Annotated in this window: 22 protein-coding genes; 9 read left to right on the top strand and 13 right to left on the bottom strand. The window is 51.3% G+C overall.

What is annotated here, in order from left to right:
- Positions 1–202: 202 nt before the first annotated feature.
- Positions 203–1,282: a ribosome small subunit-dependent GTPase A gene (rsgA, locus tag B1728_RS08995; protein WP_079909864.1), complete on the top strand. Its 1,080-nt coding sequence runs from the start codon at positions 203–205 to the stop codon at positions 1,280–1,282.
- A gap of 90 nt (positions 1,283–1,372) precedes the next feature.
- On the opposite strand, the gene B1728_RS08990 is transcribed toward rsgA, so the two are convergent.
- The 5 genes from B1728_RS08990 to B1728_RS08970 form a co-directional block, all read right to left on the bottom strand.
- On the bottom strand, positions 1,373–2,155 hold the full coding sequence (locus B1728_RS08990; RefSeq protein ID WP_079909863.1) for a VOC family protein: 783 nt from the start codon (positions 2,153–2,155) through the stop codon (positions 1,373–1,375).
- Positions 2,156–2,162: 7 nt separating this feature from the next.
- On the bottom strand, positions 2,163–2,537 hold the full coding sequence (locus tag B1728_RS08985; protein WP_079910158.1) for a VOC family protein: 375 nt from the start codon (positions 2,535–2,537) through the stop codon (positions 2,163–2,165).
- Between the two features lie 225 nt (positions 2,538–2,762).
- Entirely contained in the window at positions 2,763–3,302 is a 540-nt protein-coding gene (locus tag B1728_RS08980) for a hypothetical protein (protein ID WP_079909862.1), read from the bottom strand.
- A 67-nt stretch (positions 3,303–3,369) separates the two neighbouring features.
- Positions 3,370–4,794 carry a DEAD/DEAH box helicase gene (locus tag B1728_RS08975; RefSeq protein ID WP_079909861.1) on the bottom strand — a complete coding sequence of 475 codons (1,425 nt, stop codon included), beginning with the start codon at positions 4,792–4,794 and terminating at the stop codon, positions 3,370–3,372.
- Between the two features lie 47 nt (positions 4,795–4,841).
- Positions 4,842–5,681 (bottom strand): prolyl oligopeptidase family serine peptidase, encoded by an 840-nt coding sequence (locus tag B1728_RS08970; protein ID WP_079910157.1) that lies wholly within the window; start codon positions 5,679–5,681, stop codon positions 4,842–4,844.
- 276 nt (positions 5,682–5,957) lie between these two features.
- Here B1728_RS08970 and B1728_RS08965 point away from each other — a divergent pair, with 276 nt between their 5' ends.
- Both B1728_RS08965 and B1728_RS08960 read left to right on the top strand, forming a co-directional pair.
- Positions 5,958–6,221, top strand: a complete 264-nt coding sequence (locus B1728_RS08965) for a DUF2573 family protein (RefSeq protein WP_079909860.1) — start codon at positions 5,958–5,960, stop codon at positions 6,219–6,221.
- A gap of 191 nt (positions 6,222–6,412) precedes the next feature.
- Positions 6,413–6,937 (top strand): pentapeptide repeat-containing protein, encoded by a 525-nt coding sequence (locus B1728_RS08960; RefSeq protein WP_079909859.1) that lies wholly within the window; start codon positions 6,413–6,415, stop codon positions 6,935–6,937.
- Between the two features lie 74 nt (positions 6,938–7,011).
- On the opposite strand, the gene B1728_RS08955 is transcribed toward B1728_RS08960, so the two are convergent.
- The 6 genes from B1728_RS08955 to B1728_RS08930 form a co-directional block, all read right to left on the bottom strand.
- Positions 7,012–7,785, bottom strand: a complete 774-nt coding sequence (locus B1728_RS08955; RefSeq protein ID WP_079909858.1) for an SDR family NAD(P)-dependent oxidoreductase — start codon at positions 7,783–7,785, stop codon at positions 7,012–7,014.
- A gap of 143 nt (positions 7,786–7,928) precedes the next feature.
- On the bottom strand, positions 7,929–8,387 hold the full coding sequence (locus tag B1728_RS08950) for a chemotaxis protein CheX (RefSeq protein ID WP_079909857.1): 459 nt from the start codon (positions 8,385–8,387) through the stop codon (positions 7,929–7,931).
- A gap of 128 nt (positions 8,388–8,515) precedes the next feature.
- Complete coding sequence (locus B1728_RS08945; RefSeq protein WP_483310971.1) at positions 8,516–9,340, bottom strand: VanW family protein; 825 nt, start codon at positions 9,338–9,340, stop codon at positions 8,516–8,518.
- 58 nt (positions 9,341–9,398) lie between these two features.
- Complete coding sequence (locus B1728_RS08940; protein WP_079909856.1) at positions 9,399–10,196, bottom strand: ABC transporter permease; 798 nt, start codon at positions 10,194–10,196, stop codon at positions 9,399–9,401.
- Between the two features lie 16 nt (positions 10,197–10,212).
- A complete protein-coding gene (locus tag B1728_RS08935; RefSeq protein ID WP_079909855.1) occupies positions 10,213–11,076 on the bottom strand; it encodes an ABC transporter permease in 864 nt (287 codons plus the stop codon).
- Complete coding sequence (locus B1728_RS08930) at positions 11,027–12,088, bottom strand: ABC transporter ATP-binding protein (RefSeq protein WP_079909854.1); 1,062 nt, start codon at positions 12,086–12,088, stop codon at positions 11,027–11,029. The genes B1728_RS08935 and B1728_RS08930 overlap by 50 nt, the downstream gene beginning before the upstream one ends.
- Before the next feature lie 336 nt (positions 12,089–12,424).
- Here B1728_RS08930 and B1728_RS08925 point away from each other — a divergent pair, with 336 nt between their 5' ends.
- From B1728_RS08925 to B1728_RS37190, 5 genes are all read left to right on the top strand, one after another.
- Positions 12,425–13,201 carry a gluconate 2-dehydrogenase subunit 3 family protein gene (locus B1728_RS08925; RefSeq protein ID WP_079909853.1) on the top strand — a complete coding sequence of 259 codons (777 nt, stop codon included), beginning with the start codon at positions 12,425–12,427 and terminating at the stop codon, positions 13,199–13,201.
- Positions 13,202–13,218: 17 nt separating this feature from the next.
- Positions 13,219–14,940: a GMC family oxidoreductase gene (locus B1728_RS08920; RefSeq protein ID WP_079909852.1), complete on the top strand. Its 1,722-nt coding sequence runs from the start codon at positions 13,219–13,221 to the stop codon at positions 14,938–14,940.
- A gap of 13 nt (positions 14,941–14,953) precedes the next feature.
- A complete protein-coding gene (gene tatC, locus B1728_RS08915) occupies positions 14,954–15,685 on the top strand; it encodes a twin-arginine translocase subunit TatC (protein ID WP_079909851.1) in 732 nt (243 codons plus the stop codon).
- Positions 15,686–15,875: 190 nt separating this feature from the next.
- Positions 15,876–16,079, top strand: a complete 204-nt coding sequence (locus tag B1728_RS08910; protein ID WP_079909850.1) for a twin-arginine translocase TatA/TatE family subunit — start codon at positions 15,876–15,878, stop codon at positions 16,077–16,079.
- Positions 16,076–16,519: a c-type cytochrome gene (locus B1728_RS37190; RefSeq protein ID WP_079909849.1), complete on the top strand. Its 444-nt coding sequence runs from the start codon at positions 16,076–16,078 to the stop codon at positions 16,517–16,519. Before B1728_RS08910 ends, B1728_RS37190 begins: the two co-directional genes overlap by 4 nt.
- Positions 16,520–16,563: 44 nt before the next feature.
- Here B1728_RS37190 and B1728_RS08900 read toward each other — a convergent pair whose 3' ends face one another.
- Together B1728_RS08900 and B1728_RS08895 are read right to left on the bottom strand one after the other, a co-directional pair.
- Positions 16,564–17,025: a zinc ribbon domain-containing protein gene (locus B1728_RS08900; protein WP_079909848.1), complete on the bottom strand. Its 462-nt coding sequence runs from the start codon at positions 17,023–17,025 to the stop codon at positions 16,564–16,566.
- 213 nt (positions 17,026–17,238) lie between these two features.
- Entirely contained in the window at positions 17,239–17,727 is a 489-nt protein-coding gene (locus B1728_RS08895; protein WP_256865294.1) for a CcdC family protein, read from the bottom strand.
- 293 nt (positions 17,728–18,020) lie between these two features.
- On the opposite strand from B1728_RS08895, the gene B1728_RS08890 reads away from it, so the two are divergent.
- On the top strand, positions 18,021–19,277 hold the full coding sequence (locus B1728_RS08890) for an MFS transporter (protein WP_179135953.1): 1,257 nt from the start codon (positions 18,021–18,023) through the stop codon (positions 19,275–19,277).
- Positions 19,278–19,357: the final 80 nt, after the last annotated feature.

The following is a 19,357-nucleotide window of genomic DNA, read 5'->3' as shown; positions in this document are numbered from 1 at the left end:
ACGAAAAGGGTTCAACCCGGCGCAGCTGGACCGATGTAAAAACTTTTTATATTTATTTTCCCCCTGTTAGTCCTGCGGCTTCATCCCTATACTATGGCTATAGTAATGAGATCGGAGTGATGTTGGATGAGTGAACATTGGATTAAGTATCAACCGTGCAATGAGCGCATAACAAACCTTCAAAAGAAAGCTTGGTGGGATTATCAATAAGAAGCACGAACTTACAGCCTTAGAAGCGTTCGGCTATCAGCCGTTTGTCGCTAATCAGCACAAGGAAGACTACGATATCGGACGCGTTGCGCTGGAGCATACGCATCTGTATCGGATATACTCCGAGGATGGCGAATGGCTGGGGGAATTGTCCGGCAAATACCGTTATGAAGCCTCCGTACGCGATGACTACCCGGCGGTTGGGGATTGGGTATGGATGAGGAAGCTCCCCGGAGAACGCAAAGCGATCATTCACGGAGTCTATGAGCGTAAAAGCAAATTTTCAAGGAAGGTTGCGGGCCAGACGACAGAAGAACAGATCGTGGCTGCCAATGTCGACCGTGTGTTCCTGGTCATGGCTTTGAACCGCGACTTTAACGTGAGGAGGCTGGAGCGCTATCTTCTAACGGCCTATGAAAGCGGTGCGGCACCGGAGATTGTTCTGACCAAAAAAGATTTGTGCGAGGACGGCGAAGCCGAGGCCAAGCTTGCTGAAGTTGAGGCCATTGCCTTCGGAGTTCCTGTTTATATGGTCAACAGCCTTGCCGATAAAGGAACTGAGAAGATTCTTGGTACCCTTAAGCGGGGTGAAACGATAGCCTTGCTCGGATCTTCGGGCGCCGGCAAGTCGACTCTGCTGAACAGCCTTTACGGTGAGCAGCGGCAAAAAACAGGCGATGTGCGGGAAGCCGACGACCGGGGAAAGCATACGACAACCCATCGCGAGCTTGTTATCCTCCCGTGCGGCGCGCTCATCATAGATACGCCGGGAATGAGGGAGCTGCAGCTTTGGGAAGGAAGCGGATCGATGGATATCGCGTTCCAGGATATCGACGCGCTTGCGGCAAACTGCCGCTATGCGGATTGCAAGCACCAGCGCGAGCCCGGTTGCGCCATTCAAGCCGCCTTGGCAGATGGGCAGCTCGAACCCGAGCGATTCGCGAGCTTTCTCAAGCTCCAGAAGGAGCTCGCTTACATGGAACGAAAGGCGGACGCCGCAGCCGCTCGGGTCGAGAAGGACCGTTGGAAAAAGATTCATAAAGAAATGCGAGGCCGAGGTCAGCGGGAATGACCTTGGCCCGTTTGTTTCAGAAGATCTAAGGGGATTATTCACCTTCACCTGCTGCTGTAGTTCCTCTTCAAGTGCTCGTGAGATTCCGCATCATTTCGCAGCATGCTTCTGGCATACCGAGATGATATTGCCGTCCTCGTCACGGATATTAAAGAAGGCCACCTGATCAAAACGATGGATCCCGTAGACCACCTCGAAGCCGCATTCCCGGGTATGCTGGATGGCCTTATCGATGTTGGACGTGCTCAAATGAAACAAGACCGGACCTTTCTCCGGAACCGGGATATGCTCCATCCCGTTGGAATCAAGCAATAGATTTGTACCATTAGCCAGATGGAACTGGTGGAGCTGGTTCGTATGGCGATCCTCCTTGCGAACCTCCAGCCCCATCAGACGGCTGTATCTCTCCACGGCGCGATCGATATCTCTGACCCATACGACAACGTTATCCACATGAGCTTCGATACTGTAATGGGCCCGTGTGCCATTAATTCCGCCGAACGCAAGATGGTATCCATCCGGGTCTTCGACGATAAATTCCTTCCACGGTCCTTGGTCCGGATAGATGACCGGCTCCTTGGCAATCTTCGCTCCCTTGGTGCGGAAATCATTGTACATTTGATCCAATGCGTCCCAATGCTCAACATAAGCGTAAACGTCGACACCTATGGAAGATCCCTTAGCAGGAGGATTCGGTCTAACTGCCGATGCATCCCCTGCTTGCAGCAATTTCAATGCAAGACCGTGGAGACCGTCCTTCACTGCCCACCACGGGGTTACGTCAAAGCCTAATACATCGCGATAAAAAGCTTGTGACCGTTCTGCGTCCGATACCATCAAAACCGTAAGCGAGCTGCTGATTTGTTTCCCCATTTCATCTCTACCTGCTTTCGTTTAATTGAATGGCTCCCCATAGGTTGCCGAAAGGATCATAAAATTTGAGCACCCAGCCAAAGCCGTCATCCCGATAATAAGTGATTGTACTGCCCAGCCCGGCAAGCAGGTTGTGCAGCTCATGAATTTGTCCGGTACGATACAGCAGCACCGGCATGTCCTTACCGTTCACTGTAAAATGGGCCGCCGTGTTGTCCTTCGTCTCCCACAGCATCAACATAGGCCCTTCCGGCAAAGTTAAAAAAGCATGTACATGCTCATGCTTTCCTTCCAGCTTGAAGCCCAGATGCATGGTATACCAGGCTATAGCCTGCTCCAGGTCAGATACTGGAATCTGCATATGCTCCAGCTGTAATAACATTCCGCTCACCCCTTCCTCCTTTGCCAAATCAATGCTATCAGCACAAAACAGAACCGATATGCGAATATATATTCTCCTTTTGATTTCCAATTCCTTCTTTATATGGATCATAACATTCATAAAGTCCACCTATACTTGCAGACAAAAAAAACCGGATACAGCCCAACAGGATTCTCCTGTCTGACGTATCCGGCATATTTTTTCGTTATTATCATTCATTCCAGCTTATCTAAGCTTCAGTCCAACCCGCACCCCGTGCTCCTCAAAGGCAATGTCTCTCACAGCGGCCGGTTTAGGAACATAGTCATTTAACTGAATTTGCAGCGGGTCCAGCTGAAACCATGTGCCGGGAATCGATACTTCCTTGATCTGTGTAGCCGTATGGGTCGCTATCATATAGGGCTCTTTCCAGGACATCGTAAAGTACAGCTTGGCGCCGAATGTCCACTGCCCCTTATATAGCAAATTGACATCCGCCACCCACCGATTGCCTTCCAGGGAAAATTCGGCCCCTGTCATTTCGAGATCGGAACCCACTTGAGGATGGGCGGCCAGCGCTTTTTTCAGCAGGCTGTTCACTTCCGGCTCCGTCAGATCGACTTCAAGCTTACGGCTCGTCAGCATATTCGCTACTTTATTGCGAACCTCAAGCTCGGAATAATTCAAATCCAGCGTCCGCGCCGGCTGAACATACCAGTAGGCTGCGCCCAGCAGCAATGCGCACACTATGGCAATAGACAAAATCCCCCTTAGCAGCTTCCCCATATTCTCTTGCGAGCTCCTCCCCTAACCTCATCTTCCATTTGAACCAGACTACATTACATGGAGCTATTTACTGCTTAGGCTTATTTTGCTTCTCCTTAAGCCAGCGCGGAGCTCCTTTATTTTTGCGATCCTTTTCGCGCTCGCGCTCCGTCTTGCGCTTATCGGAGACGGATGCCGGCTTCACGGCAGCCTGCTTGGGCTTTGGCGCCAGCGACGCGGTTCTTGCCTTAAGAGCATCGGGTCTCGCTGCCGTCTCTCTCGGTGAACCGCCAAGGGTCTCGCCGTCTGCTTCCCCGCTTCTGCGTCTTGCAGGCTCTACTCTGGTACGGTTCGCCGCCTTAGGCCCGCTTCTTCGCTCCCCGGGATCGAGCACCTTCCCGTAGGCCATTTCCTTTTCCTCGATTGTAATTCCGAGCGATTTGGAGAACTTGTTGATAATAAACCGTTCCTTGGGCGTAATGATCGAAATTGCTGTTCCCTTCTTGCCCATTCGGCCTGTCCGGCCGACCCTGTGAACATAATGATCGGCATCTATCGGGGGATCCAGATTGATGACATGCGTCACATGGGGGATATCCAGTCCTCTGGCGGCGATATCCGTTGCCAGAAGCAGCTGGAATTTGCCGCTGCGAAACGCCTGCATAACCTTGGCCCGTTCCTGTTTGCCGGCATCCCCGTACAAGGCCTCAATGGACAAGTCTGCATATTGCAGCTTGGCGACTACCTCGGCCACATCCTCCGTTTCATTGATGAAAACAATGGCCGCAGGAGGATTGTACAGCCGGACAAGCCGTCTTAACGTATCGATTTTATCCCGCTCCTCGCATACGAAGAACAGATGCTCCAGGGTCTGCGACGTTCTCTGCTCGGGATTAACCTGCACGAATACAGGCTCATGCATCCATTTGTCGATAACCGCTTGAACCGGTTCCGGCAGCGTCGCCGAGAAGAACAGTACCTGGCGTTCTTTCTGCATCCCCTTGAAGATGGCCTCCACTTCATGCATGGAACCAAGCTCAAACACTTGATCCACTTCGTCAACGACCATGTAATGGACGTAGTGCATGCTTAGCTTACGAAGCTTTAAAAGCTCCAGAACCCGGCCAGGGGTACCCACCACTACTTGAGGACGCAGCTTGAGGCGGTCTATTTGCCTGCTGATGGCCGCGCCGCCGATGAGCGACTGGACCCGAATGCCGCTTCCTTCCGTCAGCTGCTCCAGCGTATGTACGATTTGTATGCCCAGTTCGCGGGTCGGTACAAGCACTACAGCCTGTACGTTCTTGGAGGTCTTGTCTATTTTATGCAGCAGCGGCAGCGTATAAGCCAATGTTTTCCCGGATCCTGTCTGGGATTGGGCTACAACATCCTTCCCCTCCAGAATGACGGGAATAGCTTCCGCTTGAATCGGCGATGGGGTGACAATATCCATTGCCTGCAACCGCCTTACGTAAACATCCTCAATATGTAAAGAAGCAAAACCGTTATTCATCGAATTCCCCCTTCATAAATGCATCATACCAACGGAGAAGAGGAACATCAAGCTTCCCTTGTCTTCTCCAGCTTTGCGGTAATCCATTCGAATACCGCATCCAAAGCCTTCTCGTCCGCGTCCCGCGGGAATCGGTGCTCCAGTCCTTCATAAAGCTCCATGGCGTAGTCTTTTCCCGCCAGCTCCAATCCTTCCGCCAGCTTGCGGGCATGCGATACGCTGACCTGGGTATCCGCGGTACCGTGCACGATAAGGATCGGCACGTTCAGCTCCTGAAGCCAATACACGGGCGAACGATCTTTGTAAGAGTCGATCTGCTTGCGGGGATGCCCTACAACCCGCTTCAGCATGCGGCGCAAATCAACCCTTTCCTCGTAGGTATCCAACAGATCGCTGACGCCTCCCCAGACGACGACGGGGCCTGCCTGATCGCACTGCCTCGCCGCCAGCATGGCCATCAAAGCACCGCGGGAAAACCCGATCAATGGAACCTTGCCCGGCTTCACTTCCGGCAGCGACTGCACAAGCGTAATCGCGTGAAGCACATCATACCGGTCTTCACCTCCGAAGTCCTCACGGCCTTCGCCTCCCTCATTTCCTCTGTAGAAAGGGGCAAATACGGCATATCCCCGCTTCGCCATGGACAGTATCCGCCGTTTGCGAACCATCCCTACCTTACGGATGCCGCCGCGGCAGTAGATAAGCCCAGGAAAGCATTCCGATGCGGAGGTTGCTTCAGGGACAGCCAGGTATCCTTTTACTCTAAGCCCTTCACTGATATAGGTAAGCCGGTAAAGCAGAAGCCCCTTGTAACGGCAGCGCAGAGGCTCCCTCTCCAGCAAAGTGCCGTTTGGGTATGCCTCCCTCTCGTCCGCCGCCCATTCCATCGGCAGATCCGAATCTGCTTCTTCCGCTGTACCTGCCTCCTGTCCCGCATCCTTAGTCCATAGTATGCTTGTTTGCGTATGGAAAGAAGCGTCCTGGCTTTTTCGTTCCCCCAGTTCTTCAATGGGCAGCCGTTCTGTCATCGCTGCTGTTCTCCTTTCTCCTCAAGTCAGCATCTATCGAAGCCGACCCTTATTTTGACAGAAATCCATTCGTGCGCTAGACTAACTATGGTTACAATAAGTACATTTTATTATGTTCTGAAAGGTGGAGCTTCTATGAATCCCCAATTTCAAACCGAACTCGACGCATTGATTGATAAATTTGCCGAGCTTGTGACAGGCGATTCCTCTCCCGAGATGGTGGAAAAAATTAAAGCTTGGTCCATTTATAATCATATCCACAGATCCATGCCGGCTCTGACAAGCCACTGGAATCAATCCCACCCCGAGGGCAAAGCGGCCGTAAGAGCGCTTTTTGAAGAAATCCGCGACCTAAACCAGCAATTGAAGGAACGGAATAAAACGACGGAACAGGAATAATGCTCATCCTGTAGCCTACCCCAAACAGTTCTTACACCATGACAAGACCGGAAGCTTACTAATGTTCCTGTCTTTTTTCTTTTTATACTGATTGAAGTCAATAAGCTGTCAGAAAACAGCCTATTTTGGCGTCTATATGTTCAGGTGGACATCAACCTCCACTCCCTATTCTAAGGAAAGCGGTGATCCTAATGTCATTATTTAATGGAAATGGCACGGAAAGCGAGCAATTCGAGATCAAGGACAAAGGCGCAAGGAACCAGCAGATCCTTCTAAGCCAATCCACCTTCTCCGGGTCTGAGTTCGTCAACGCCCGCGGTGAGAAGGTAAGCTTCCGTAATGTCTCCATGCCGGAGACCTCATTCCGCTGCAGTGATTTAAGAAACCTTCGTTTTACAGACATCAACTTAAGCGGAACACGCATTAGCGATGCCAACCTAAGCGATCTGGAGATTGACGGCGCCCAGCTGGGCGGAGCTTACATTCATAACATCGGCCTGCCTCCTGCTGGCCATCCAGCCTACGTTGAGGGGGCGAAGCAGCGCCCGCTGCGCTTTGAAAACTGCGACCTGAACGGAAGCAGCATTTCGGACTGTACCTTGGACGGAGTCAGCATCAGCGACTGCTCCATGGAGGGGATGACGATTAACGGCATCCCGGTTCTGAAGCTGCTTGAAGCGTATCATAAGCTTAATGGAACCTCATCCCCGTCGTAAGATGTATAAGGAGCCTGTGACCATTGTCGCAGGCTCCTTTGCTGTTTGCTGCCCGTATAACAGCCTTGACGGCCCTATTTCTTGTTGAGCACCTTGTATGCAATCTTATCGAATGCACGCGGGAACAGCTGGAACAGCTTCACGCCGACTCCGGCCATAAGCGGCATGTCAATCTCCGGAATTTGCCGTTCGATCGCCCGGACTACCTTATCAGCCACTTGCTCCGGCTTCAGCATGAACCATTTGACATTATTCACGTAGTTGCCCGTAGGATCCGCTCTATCGAAGAACGGCGTATCGATCGGTCCCGGATTCATGGCGGTAATGTGAACCCCGGTGTCGACAAGCTCCTGACGAAGACAGTTGGTAAAGCCGAGCACCGCATGCTTGGTTGCCGAATACCCCGAGGACTTGGCCGAGCCGATCTTGCCTGCCATGGAAGCGATGTTCACAATATGCCCGCTGCCTGCTTTGAGCATATGCGGCAGTACGGCTTTCGTGCAGCGGACGGTTCCCATATAGTTCACGTCCATCATGCCTTCAAATTCCTCTATCGGTGCATCCACGAACTTCTCAAATACGCCGTACCCTGCGTTATTAATCAATATATCGATTCTGCCATAGTGGCTGATGACCTTTTGAATCGTTTCGTTAACCTGCTCTGTCGAGGTGACATCGACCTGATAGATACCGCTCGGCACTCTCAAGGAATCCGCCACCTGCTCCAGCTTATCCACGGAACGGGCCAAGAGTACAGGTGTAGCCCCTTTCTCTGCAAGCTTTTGTGCCATGATGGCTCCAATACCGCTTGAAGCTCCTGTAATGACAGCAACTTTTCCAAAAAACATATGATTTTCCTCCCAAACACGTCGGTACCACAGACACGGCGAGCTATCCAATTTGCCTTACACAGCCCTATAATGACAGGAACTAAAAAAAGTGGATCGCATCCAAGCCGGAGCTCCCCACTTCGTATTGTAAAGCATTTTGATTAGACGATCAAAACCTGAATATCCAGCTCGCCGATTCCATCCATAATGAGAGGGATCGTTAACGCCTTTTTCGGCAAAAAGCCTGCGGAATTCGCGGAATGCAGCAGCTTCGGCGGCGTAATATCAACCTTAACCCCTTGATTGAACAGCATGGTGCTTGCATTGCCGCTGATCATATTGCCGAGCTCCGAGATGGCGCTCCTGCTCATTTCATCCATCTCCAAAACTTGAAAACCGCCCATCATCGCTGAGACCATCTTCAAAGCGACCTCTTCATGAAGCCCGAATACGATATCCCCCTGCATCTGGCCGGTCATCCCGATTTGAATCCATATGTACTTCTCTACGAACTTTACGTCTTTTATCCCAAGATTCCCTGTGGAAGGGCGGATATTGGCGACTTGCTCAATGACAATCCTTGCTGATTCCAAGAAAGGATTAATATATTCTGCCTTCATGATATAAAAGGTCCCCTTTTCAGCAAAATCACGTAAATTTCATAGGACTATACTCCCTACCATTATACCTAATTTCACTAAATAAGTATATGTTTTTTGCTTGGAAGAACAAAAATAGGAAAGAAGACTTATTCTCCTGACGGCAAACATGGCTCATACATCATGATGGCATGGTTCTCGGCTACTAGTTCCTCGCCTAACCATTCCCCTTCTATTGTATACTGATTCCGGGCAATAAGATTATGCCTTACGTATCCGCCCCACAGCTCCTGCGTGAACCAATGCTTGGTTTCCATGATTTCATAACGGTAACGGGCGGGCAGATTCGATCTCCACTCCCCGATAAGGTCGTGCTCCGTCAACCGGATATGAAGCTGATAAATCGCCTCCGTCGGATTATACAGCTGCAGGTCCAAGTAATTATAGAAGCAGGTGGCACCTGTCCCGAAGGGCTGCGTTCTTCCCGCATCGGGAAAGACGTCGTAGCCGTGCCGGTACCGCTCGACGACCTGGAGCGGAGTATGAAGCGCGAGCCAGTAAATCAGATTGGACAGCTGGCACAGCCCTCCCCCTACCCCCGTTCGAACCGTTCCTTTATGAAGAATCATGCCGTCTTTATACCCCTTGCGCCTCGTAGGCTTTCCGATAGCCTTCCAGTAGGACAGCGTTTCTCCGGGGTTCAATAGAATACCGTCCAGTCTTTGTGCTGCAATACGTAAATTCGTTACTTTGTTATATTGAAGCTGCATGTCGACATCCTTCAGCTGGCGAAGTAAAGGCGTCCGATGGGTGCAAATCACATAAGGCAGTTGGTCGCTGCTTATTTCTGAAGCCCAATTGGCAGAGCTCGTTATCCACTTGAAGCGACGCCGCATCCGATAATACAGGATTCCAAGCCAGGTTCGCCAACGCGGCCGGTCCAAGGGCTTGGGAATGGCTCCCGGTATAGTCACAGTTCAATCCCCTCCTGACCTTCTAAACGACATTCGGTTCAAAATTACTTTCATCATTCTACATTCTTAAGCCCATCATATTACCGGAGCTGTACCGCTTTAATCCGTAATAGAAGAAAGCCGTCCCCCCCACGGCAAGCAGCAGCGCGACCCCAAGCGCCTGAAACAGGAATAACGGCTCCACCGAACGAAGCAGCCCAATCGGCATATAGCTGATGAACCCGGCCGGAACTATGGTAAAAAGAATCAGCTTGCCTGCTCCTTTGAAAATTCCCGTAGGATAAGTCGAAAAGGCCAGCATGCCGTTAAACACCTGCTGTCCAATCCCCTCAGCATTCCCGATAAAAAAGGCAAGAGACTGAAAGATCACTACAAAAAACACGAAGATGACCATTGCTATAAGCAATGCCAGGGCGAACTTGCCCATTCCTGCCAACGACAAGTCACCGAAGAAGGAATATATCAGCAGGGCAAATAGAATATCCCCGATGGCCGAAATCGACATCCGGCTGACCAGCACATGCAGCAATACCGGCTTCGGCTGCGACAAATAGATGTCTAGCTGACCTGCGGCAACCAGGGAAGCAATCCGGTACGCATTGCCGAAGAAGACGGCTGATAGCCCGAAGCCCCCCGAGCTTACCGCCCACATCATCATCACGTCCTGAAGCGTCCATCCGTTTACAACTTGAAATCTGTGAAAATACAATCCCCAGAATAAAATCCATACCGCATTATTCACCATCATCATCCCGGCCGTCATCAGAAAGCTGAGACGGAACTCCATCGCCCCGGCAAGGTTCAGCTTCCAGCAGCTCCACACAAAGAGTCCGATCCCTTGTGCTTTTCGAAACATGCTTCACTCCTCCTCTCTATCCTCCGTTCACATTGACCTTGCGGACACCCAGGCGATACATCAACGCCACACCTGCTCCGAGCACAATAATCCATATTCCCTGTGTCAGCAGCATCGGTATGATAGCAAAGTCAGACCAACGCACCGCGGTTCTTGCCGGAACATACAGCACCGTCTGGAACGGAAGCCAGCGGCATACTTCTTGAAGTGCCCGCGGGAACAGCTCCAGCGGCATCAGCATGCCGCCAATGGTAAACAACAGCTTGTGGTAGACAAATTCCAGTCCTCTTGTCTCCTCAACCCAGAACGCGCAAAGGGCAAGCGCCATGTTCAGCAGGAAATTTACGGTGACCGCCCCTGCGGACATCAGGATAAACCCTGCCCATCCCCAGCCGAAGTCAGGCCATCCGAACAGGGCAATGCCGAGCAACCCTCCGACGCACAGATTTACCAATAGCCGGATCGCCACTTCACTTATATACCCGACGTAATGATACCCGATATAGCTTAGCGGACGGATCAGCTTGTAGCCGACATCCCCGTTCTTAACCTCCTCCTCCACGCGGGTAGACAAGCTGGGGAACGCCGTTGTCAAGGCCTCGGCGAACAAGATATACCAAATGATTTGCTCGTAGCTGTAGCCCTCAATCAGACCGCCGCCTTCCCCCTGATACGTCACCCTCCACAGCTGAACGAATATATACATGATAATGATGAGAAAGACGGAACGAATAAGAAAGTCATACACATAGGCAAAATGATTCCGCAGCGTGACCCTGCCTATCGCACCGTATTTGATCAGCTTGCCAAGCGCGGAGAATCGCGGCTGCTTAGCCTTGCCGCTGACCGCTGTACTCAGGTTCAACCCCTCTTGCTTCATGCGGCTCACCTCCGTCGTCTCGCGATCCATATTTCGCTTCACGCGCATAAATATGGGAAATGATTTGTTCCATAGGCGGATCCTCAATCGTTACATCGACTACTCGGTAGTGGGTGACGATATGGGAAAGCACCTTCTCCAAATTCGCTGTCGTCGTGTCTACAGAAAGCCTCATTTCCGCTGCCCCCTGACTTATCAGCTTGACGCCGGGAAATTGAAAAGGCTCCCCGGGCTCCTGAAGCTTCAGCTGGATCGTCTTCTCCGTTAACAGCTCTTTCTTCATGCGCTCCACATGATCATCGAGAATGACCTGGCCGTGATTAATCACGATGGCTCTTTTGCACAGCTGCTCGATATCTCCTGCATCATGGGAGGTTAAGAAAATCGTCGTGCCTTCCTCACGGTTCAGCTCCACTATAAGCTCTCTGATTTTTTGCTTTACGATAACGTCCAGCCCAATCGTAGGCTCATCCAGGAAGACAATTCCCGGCCGGTGCAGCAGCGCCGCCGCGATTTCACAGCGCATGCGTTCACCGAGCGACAGCTTTCGAACCGGTGTATGCAAATACGGCTCAAGCTCGAACCGGCGTACCAGATCATCCCGGCGGTTCCTATAATCATCACGCTTCAGTTCATAGATCCGGCTCATCAGCTCGAAGGTATCGATAGGTGGCAGATGGTACCACAGCTGTGATTTTTCCCCAAAGACGGAGCCGATATGGTAGGCCAGCCGGCTTCTTTCCTTCCATGGACACATACCAAGCACCTTGGCCGACCCTCCCGATGGATGCAGGATGCCGGTCAGCATCTTGATCGTGGTCGATTTGCCTGCCCCGTTCGGTCCAAGGAACGCGAGCGTCTCCCCCGCTTCCACTGTCAAATCGATGCCAAGCACGGCGGCTTTCTCCGTATACTTGGGCCTGAACAGCGAGCGCAGGCTGCCGGCAACCCCCGCTTCCTTTTGCTTGATGGCGAATGCCTTCGATAATCCGTCCGCTTGAATGACTTTCATGCTTCCATCTCCTTTCCTCCGCTAAAGCAGAAAAGACCCCGTGCCGTTCTGCCTTGACAGGCGGAACTTGCTCGAGGTCTTTTATCCCTACGGTGTAGTGCAGCAGCTGCACTCGGCTTCGCTTGGTTCGAACCGGCCCATAACCGTCGGATCCCTAGAAGCCCTTCCACTTAATTGTTATATATTACCATACGCTTTTGCAGGCTGACAATCCTTTTCTACCGACGCATAAAAAACTTTTTCCCGTTCGCATAAAAAGGAAATTTACAGGAAAACTAACGGCATTACAGGTAATTTACCCATATCCAAACATTTCTGACTGAAGGAGGGCTTACTTTGCCGGATCAAAGACCGAATCAACCGCAAAGTGACTCAAGGCGTAAGTTTCTGAAATATTCGGGTGCTGCCATCGGCGGGGTTGTCGTAGGCGGCGTCGTTGGGGGAGTCATTGGCCGGAATCTTGCTCCGAAAGCAACCGAGCCGGGCAAGCAGCCCGATACAGCTCAACCCGGTACAGGAACAGCCGCAGATTACAATCAAGCGCTGATGTTTTTCAATCAGGAGCAGTTTCGTCTGACGGAAGCGGCAACGGAGCGGATTTATCCGAAGGACGAGCTTGGTCCGGGAGCAAAGGAATTGGGTGTCGCCTATTTTATCGACCATCAATTAGCCGGACAATGGGGGATTAACGCCAGAGAATATATGATGGGACCCTTTCTGGCAGGAGAAGCGACCCAAGGCAACTTCCCGAACGTAAGGCGGCACGAGTTGTTCACGATGGGGCTGCAGGCTATCCAGAATTTGAGTCAAACCAAATACCAGAAGTCGTTTTTGGACTTGGGAGAAGCGGAGCAGGACGAGGTGCTGAAGGCTCTGGAGGCCGGCAATGATATCAAGCTCTACGGCTCGACAGGCCCTGTCTTCTTCAAGCTGCTGGTCAATTTCACTATGGAAGGCGTTTATTCCGATCCGCTGTACGGAGGCAACAAAAATATGCTGGGCTGGAAGATGAAAAATTTCCCCGGCAACCAAATGAGCTATGTGGATGTTGTCGATAAAAAAGAATTTGTCAAAATGGACCCGCAAAGCTTGCGTGACCATTTGAGCCACTAGAAGGGAGTTAGAACTGCATGGCTACAACATTACCCAAGGTATCGGCTGTTGTCGTTGGTATGGGCTGGACGGGCGGCGTGATTTCCTGTGAACTGGCAAAAGCGGGAGTGAAGGTGGTCGGACTCGAGCGCGGCAGGGCAAGAAAGACCGAGGACTACTACATGGTTCACGATGAGCTTCGTTATGCCCAGCAGTATGGCTTGGCTCAGGACCTGTCCAAAGAAACCGTCACCTTCCGCAACACGGAGAAAGGAACTGCGCTTCCGATGCGCTCCTATGGTTCCTTCATTCTTGGCGAAGGGCTCGGCGGAGCCGGCGTTCACTGGAACGGTCAATACTTTCGCTTCCTGCCCTATGATTTCGAGATTAAGTCCAAAACGATTGAACGCTATGGGGCCAAAAAAATCCCTGACGGAATGACGATTCAAGACTGGGGTATCACCTACGATGAGCTGGAGCCCTATTTCGACAAGTTTGAAAAAACGGCGGGCATCTCCGGAGAGGCCGAGCAAAACCCGATGGTCGGCAAACGCTCGAATCCGTTTCCTACGCCTCCGATGAAGAAGACTGCGATTATGCAAATGTTCGAGGATGCCTCCAAAAAGTTGGGTATGCATCCTTACATCTACCCTTCCGGCAACCTGTCCACCCAATACACCAATCCCGACGGAATTGCGCGCGCCGCTTGCCAATACTGCGGTTTCTGCGAACGGTTTGGATGCGAATACGGGGCCAAAGCGGATCCGGTCGTCACAGTGATCCCTGTAGCACAGAAGACGGGGAACTTCGAGCTAAGAACCGAGTCTAATGTCACTCGGATCTTGAATGACGGGAAGAGGGCAACCGGTGTCGTCTACGTGAATACGATAACCGGTGAAGAATTTGAGCAGCCGGCCGATGTCGTGATTTTGACCAGCTTCGTTTTCAACAACGTTCGTTTGCTGCTTAATTCCAAGCTGGGCAAGCCATACGATCCAAAAACCGGCACAGGCGTTATCGGCAAAAACTATGCGTATCAGGTTAACGGCGCCAACTCGATCGGGTTTTATGATGACCAGGAGTTTAATCTTTATGCGGGAGCCGGAGCCTTGGGTTCAGAGGTAGACGATTTCAACGGAGATAACTTCGACCACTCCAACTTGAATTTCATCCATGGAGCAGGGATCCGGATAGCCCAAGCGGGTCTTCGTCCGATCGCCAATAACTCAACGCCGAAGGGAACCCCTGCATGGGGCAAGGAATTCAAACAAGCCTCCATCAAATATGCGAACCGGGTCCTCACCGTGGCCGGCCAGGGCTCCAATATGCCATGGAGACATCATTATCTGGATTTGGATCCAACCTATAAGGATGTATACGGGCAGCCATTAATCCGGGTTACATACGACTTTGAGGATCAAGACCGTGAGATGGTCAAGTTCATCGCCAGCAAGACGGACGCGATTATGAAGGAAATGAAGGCGACTACGGTCCAAACCAATTCGGAGCTGAAAAACTACAATATCGTTCCTTACCAATCGACCCATAACACCGGCGGTGTCATCATGGGAGCTGATCCGACGACCTCGGCCGTGAACAACTATCTGCAAATGTGGGATGTACAGAACCTGTTCGTCGTCGGCGCTTCTGCGTTCCCACATAACAGCGGCTATAATCCTACTGCCGTTGTTGGAGCCCTTGCATACCGGGCTTCCGAGGGAATTCTGAAATACTTGAAGACACCTGGCCCTTTAGCATAGCGGGGTGAAGCATTTGGAAGCCAATGAAGAGCTTATCGCGCACCTGGCCGAAGTCCGAAAACGGTTGATTATCGTCATAGCATGGTTCGTGCTTGCTCTAGGCGGAGGATTCTATTTGTCACCGGGCATATTGCAATATATCCGGTCCCAGCCGGCAGCAGCTCATATTGAATGGAACGTCTTCTCCTTTACGGACGGGCTGTTCATTTATATGAAATGCGCGTTTGTCTTTGCGATATTTCTGACTCTGCCGGTTCTGCTTTACCACATATGGGCGTTTGTGAGACCCGGTTTGACCGATAGGGAGGCCAAGGAGACGTTTGCTTACATCCCTGCCGCGTTCTTCCTGTTCATGTGCGGAGTCGCATTCAGCTATTCCGTTGTTTTTCCGATGATGGTGCGTTTTATGAAAAGCATGAATCAAAGCATCGGAGCGGTGGAAACATACGGGATAGACCGGTATTTCTCCTTTATGTTCAATGTGATCTTCCCGCTCTCGATCGCGTTCGAAATGCCTGTCATCGTGCTGTTCCTGACCCGCATCGGAGTTCTGACGCCGGACAGGCTCAAAAAAACGCGGAAATACGCGTATCTCGGTCTTGCCATTACCGGATCCTGCATATCTCCGCCGGATTTCGTCTCCCATTTGTCCGTTACGATTCCGCTGCTTCTGCTGTTTGAGCTGAGCGTAATCTTATCGGGAACCTACTACCGCAAAATTTCGACGATGCCGAGCAACAGTTGAGGCGAAGCGGAATGAGCAGCATCTTTCGAAGTCAGTTTTGCCTTCGGCAAAACTCAGTAACGCTTTCGAAGTCAGTTTTGCCTACGGCAAAACTCAGTAACGCTTTCGAAGTCAGTTTTGCCTTCGGCAAAACTCAGTAACGCTTTCGAAGTCAGTTTTGCCTTCGGCAAAACTCTAAGGAGGGAACCAAATGTTCAACAACATCGGGGTCTCAGGGTTGATCATCATTCTGATCATCGCCCTGATCGTATTCGGTCCCGCCAAGCTCCCCCAATTGGGGAGAGCGTTCGGCGATACCTTGAGGGAATTTCGTAATTCCACCAGAGGGATGGTTGAAGACGTGACCGTCGAAAAAAAAGACGACACCAAGCAAATCATGGAGGAACTAAGATGAAAAACAAATGGACCATTATCGTGCTGGCGGCCGCTCTTACCTTAAGCTTGTCCGCTTGCGGAACCAAGAACCAAGCAAGTCCTTCCCCTGCTCCTTCTCCTGCCACAGGTGGAACAACAGGCGGTACGACCGGAGGGACTACGGGAGGTACAACAGGCGGTACCACCGGCGGAGCTCCCACTGGCGGGACTACAGGCGGAACCGGCGCTACGACACAGGTGAATGCCGAAGCGATCTACAAGCAAAGCTGCGTAGCCTGCCATGGAGGCAATCTGGAAGGTAAAACCGGACCTAACCTGACCAAAGTGGGCGGCAAGCTGTCCAAGGATCAAATTGCGGCCAAGATCGGTGCCGGCGGCGGAGGAATGCCTGCTTTCAAAACCCAACTGAAAAACGAAGAGATTCAAGGGCTTGCCGACTGGCTTGCTGCCAAAAAATAAGAACACAAAAAGAAGAGAAGCGCCGTCTTCTCTTCTTTTCCTGTTCACAGGACGATTCCGCAGTGAGCGCAGAATTTAGCCCCGACTTCATTGTAGTTGCGGCAGGAGCGGCACATCACTTGGATAGCCTCATCTGTTTCCTCCGCTCTTGGGAAGTCCTCGAACTGAAAGCCGCAGACCGGACAAAATCTGACGTCCATGGCGACGATTTTGCCGCATCGGCATTCTTTCTCATTTTTGGCCGCCTTAATCCTCTGCTCTAATGACTGAATCCCTTGGCGAAGCAGGCCGATATGATCGCAGTAGGCCAGAACGTCCCGCTCGGATGCTTTCCAATTGCCGGACGCATGCGCCTGATATACGCATTCCCCAATCAAAAGATACGCTTTTTCAATTTCCCTCTCCTTGGATGCCATTTGTGTCTTAAGCCGCGTCGTTTCCATAGTTTGCTGAGCTTTTTTGGCGGCATCGGATGCTCCCTGCTTCATCTTATCAAAAAAAGACATCGGACAAGCCTCCTCGGTCACATACTTGTTACTTATAAGTATGAAGGGTGCTGACGTCCTCATTCCTTGTTTCCGCAAAATGCAAAATAACCCCGTAACGTGGGGCTAGACTTCAAAGCTGAGTCTGGTACTTTGCCGGGAGGCGCAAAATTGGCTAATAATAACAAAAGCTTCCCTGCCGCGATCGGGCATAAGAAGCTTTGGTTTGCATTTTTAGCCATCCCATTGCTGCTTGGCAGGCTGAAGCTTGCGGAATTGGAAGTACATTGCCAATCTCCAAGGCAGCAGCATACCAAAAGCCAGCAAAAAGAAAATGGCTCCCGTTTGGGGCAGAGTCACATACTGCTCAATAATCTGCCGCAGCAGAATACGAATAACGAGCAGCCCTGCGAGAATAAAAATAAATACCTTGGAGCGTTTCAAATAAACCTCACCGTCTCGCACCTCCATTTGGGAGGACCGGATCAGCGGATAAGAGAATATAAGAGCTCCGACCAAGAAAGCACCCATAGCCCAGGACAACGGAATTCGGGTCATTGGCGCTGCAAACATAAGAAACCCCGTACTCATAGCCAGCGGCGGGATGAGCAGTTTCTTAGGATTGACTGCTTTATTGGATGCGCGCATCCTGAACAGCATGGCCATACAGGCTGCCATAGCTGCACCTATCGTAACGGTAATTTGCGGATTTACGAAATGCATGGCTTCCACCATCCTATGAAATGTGTATCCTTTTATTTTAAGCAAAGCAATAGCTTTCTTATTTATTATAGCGAAAATAGTAAAGCATTGTAAGTATCGGAGCCGATCTTTTGTCTGGATAGTAGTACTGCTCTTGTTAAAGACAGGAGTGAAATTGGGATCAAGTGCAGAAGCCCCAGTCCTTTGCATCCGGGGAAAAAGATGTATTTACTTTTGTCCGGAGACGTGTATAATTTATTTAGTAAACATTTTTATTTAAAATGTATAATTTTTTTGTAAAGGAGGAATGGTTTATGAGTCAGACCGTGGCGGATCGGGTCGAGACTGCAGAGCAGCCGTTCGATCAGCAAAAGCAAGGTAAAGAGCCTTTGTGGACCCGGACCTTTATTTTACTAGCCCTGGCCAACCTGCTGCTTTTTTTCGGGTTCCAAATGCTGCTGCCTACCATTCCGGCTTACGTAACCCAGCTTGGAGGAGACAATTCGGCCGTCGGGATGGTTATTTTTATACTAACCGTATCCGCCTTAATCATTAGGCCCTTCTCTGGAGCGGCCCTCGATATGTTTTCGGGCAGATCCATTCTCGTGATAGGTTCTGTCATCATTTTGATTGCCATTGGAAGCTACATAGCCGCCGCCAGCGTAGGTGTGATCTATTTGCTGAGGGTCGTGCACGGGATCGGTTGGGGCATCTCGACTACCACCTATGGAACGATGGCTTCGAACATTATTCCGGCGTCCCGCAGGGGCGAAGGTATGGGCTATTTCGGTTTGGCCTCTACATTGGCGATGGCACTGGGACCCATGAGCGGTATCGCCATCATCAATACTTTCAGCTTTGGCGTATTATTCAGCGTTTCGTTCGGCCTCACCCTGCTATCCATTCTGGTCTCCATGCTGGTAGGCGGGAAATCTTACTCCGCGGCAGCCGGCACGGAACCTCCCGTTAAGAAAGGAAACCAGGCTTCCCGAGGAAGCTTATGGTCCCGGCTTGTTGATAAGCAAGCCTTGTTCCCTTCCCTGCTTGTTTTGCTCCTTGCCTTAACGTACGGGGGGATCGTCAGCTTCATCACCTTGTTCGGGAAAGAGCAGGGTATCGCCAATGTCGGATGGTTTTTCTCGGTCAATGCCATTATGCTGTTTGTCGTGCGGCCTATTTCCGGCAAAATCTTCGACACCCGAGGGCATGTCTGGGTTCTGCTCCCTGGAGCGCTGTTCAGCCTGGCCGGCCTGATTCTGCTGTCCTTTACAACGGGAACCGGCAGTCTGATAGCGGCAGCCGCCTTCTACGGCACCGGCTTTGGCGCTATCCAGCCTTCGCTTCAGGCATGGATCGTCCAGCGTGCTGCTCCGGAACGGCGCGGCGCAGCCAACGCGACCTTCTTCTCTGCCTTTGATCTCGGTATCGGTCTCGGCGCTCTCCTTCTGGGACCTATCGCTGCAGCAACGAATTATGCCATGATGTACCGCGTATCCAGTTTCATGTTCGTGCTATATTTGATTATTTACGCCGCTTATGTGGTGAGGATGAGAAAAAAAGGCGGCCGATGAGGCTGCCCTTTTGTTTGTTGAGAAACTCGAGAAAACTGAAAATGGCCATTATATTGCGATGGGATATGCCCCTCCAGCCG

Origin of the sequence: Paenibacillus sp. 32352 (assembly GCF_002042965.1) — a bacterium.
In the GTDB taxonomy this organism is placed as follows: domain Bacteria; phylum Bacillota; class Bacilli; order Paenibacillales; family NBRC-103111; genus Paenibacillus_S; species Paenibacillus_S vulneris.
This window is presented reverse-complemented; position numbering and strand designations above follow the sequence as displayed.

Coding starts and splice junctions, on each gene's coding strand:
- B1728_RS08960 (WP_079909859.1), top strand. CDS start 6,413: ATGTCATTATTTAATGGAAATGGCACGGAAAGCGAGCAATTCGAGATC.
- B1728_RS08895 (WP_256865294.1), bottom strand. CDS start 17,727: ATGCATTTCGTAAATCCGCAAATTACCGTTACGATAGGTGCAGCTATG.
- B1728_RS08910 (WP_079909850.1), top strand. CDS start 15,876: ATGTTCAACAACATCGGGGTCTCAGGGTTGATCATCATTCTGATCATC.
- B1728_RS08980 (WP_079909862.1), bottom strand. CDS start 3,302: ATGGGGAAGCTGCTAAGGGGGATTTTGTCTATTGCCATAGTGTGCGCA.
- B1728_RS08965 (WP_079909860.1), top strand. CDS start 5,958: ATGAATCCCCAATTTCAAACCGAACTCGACGCATTGATTGATAAATTT.
- B1728_RS08900 (WP_079909848.1), bottom strand. CDS start 17,025: ATGTCTTTTTTTGATAAGATGAAGCAGGGAGCATCCGATGCCGCCAAA.
- B1728_RS08975 (WP_079909861.1), bottom strand. CDS start 4,794: ATGAATAACGGTTTTGCTTCTTTACATATTGAGGATGTTTACGTAAGG.
- B1728_RS08940 (WP_079909856.1), bottom strand. CDS start 10,196: ATGTTTCGAAAAGCACAAGGGATCGGACTCTTTGTGTGGAGCTGCTGG.
- B1728_RS37190 (WP_079909849.1), top strand. CDS start 16,076: ATGAAAAACAAATGGACCATTATCGTGCTGGCGGCCGCTCTTACCTTA.
- B1728_RS08920 (WP_079909852.1), top strand. CDS start 13,219: ATGGCTACAACATTACCCAAGGTATCGGCTGTTGTCGTTGGTATGGGC.
- B1728_RS08930 (WP_079909854.1), bottom strand. CDS start 12,088: ATGAAAGTCATTCAAGCGGACGGATTATCGAAGGCATTCGCCATCAAG.
- B1728_RS08890 (WP_179135953.1), top strand. CDS start 18,021: ATGAGTCAGACCGTGGCGGATCGGGTCGAGACTGCAGAGCAGCCGTTC.
- B1728_RS08985 (WP_079910158.1), bottom strand. CDS start 2,537: ATGTTATTACAGCTGGAGCATATGCAGATTCCAGTATCTGACCTGGAG.
- B1728_RS08955 (WP_079909858.1), bottom strand. CDS start 7,785: ATGTTTTTTGGAAAAGTTGCTGTCATTACAGGAGCTTCAAGCGGTATT.
- B1728_RS08950 (WP_079909857.1), bottom strand. CDS start 8,387: ATGAAGGCAGAATATATTAATCCTTTCTTGGAATCAGCAAGGATTGTC.
- B1728_RS08970 (WP_079910157.1), bottom strand. CDS start 5,681: ATGGAATGGGCGGCGGACGAGAGGGAGGCATACCCAAACGGCACTTTG.
- B1728_RS08990 (WP_079909863.1), bottom strand. CDS start 2,155: ATGGGGAAACAAATCAGCAGCTCGCTTACGGTTTTGATGGTATCGGAC.
- B1728_RS08935 (WP_079909855.1), bottom strand. CDS start 11,076: ATGAAGCAAGAGGGGTTGAACCTGAGTACAGCGGTCAGCGGCAAGGCT.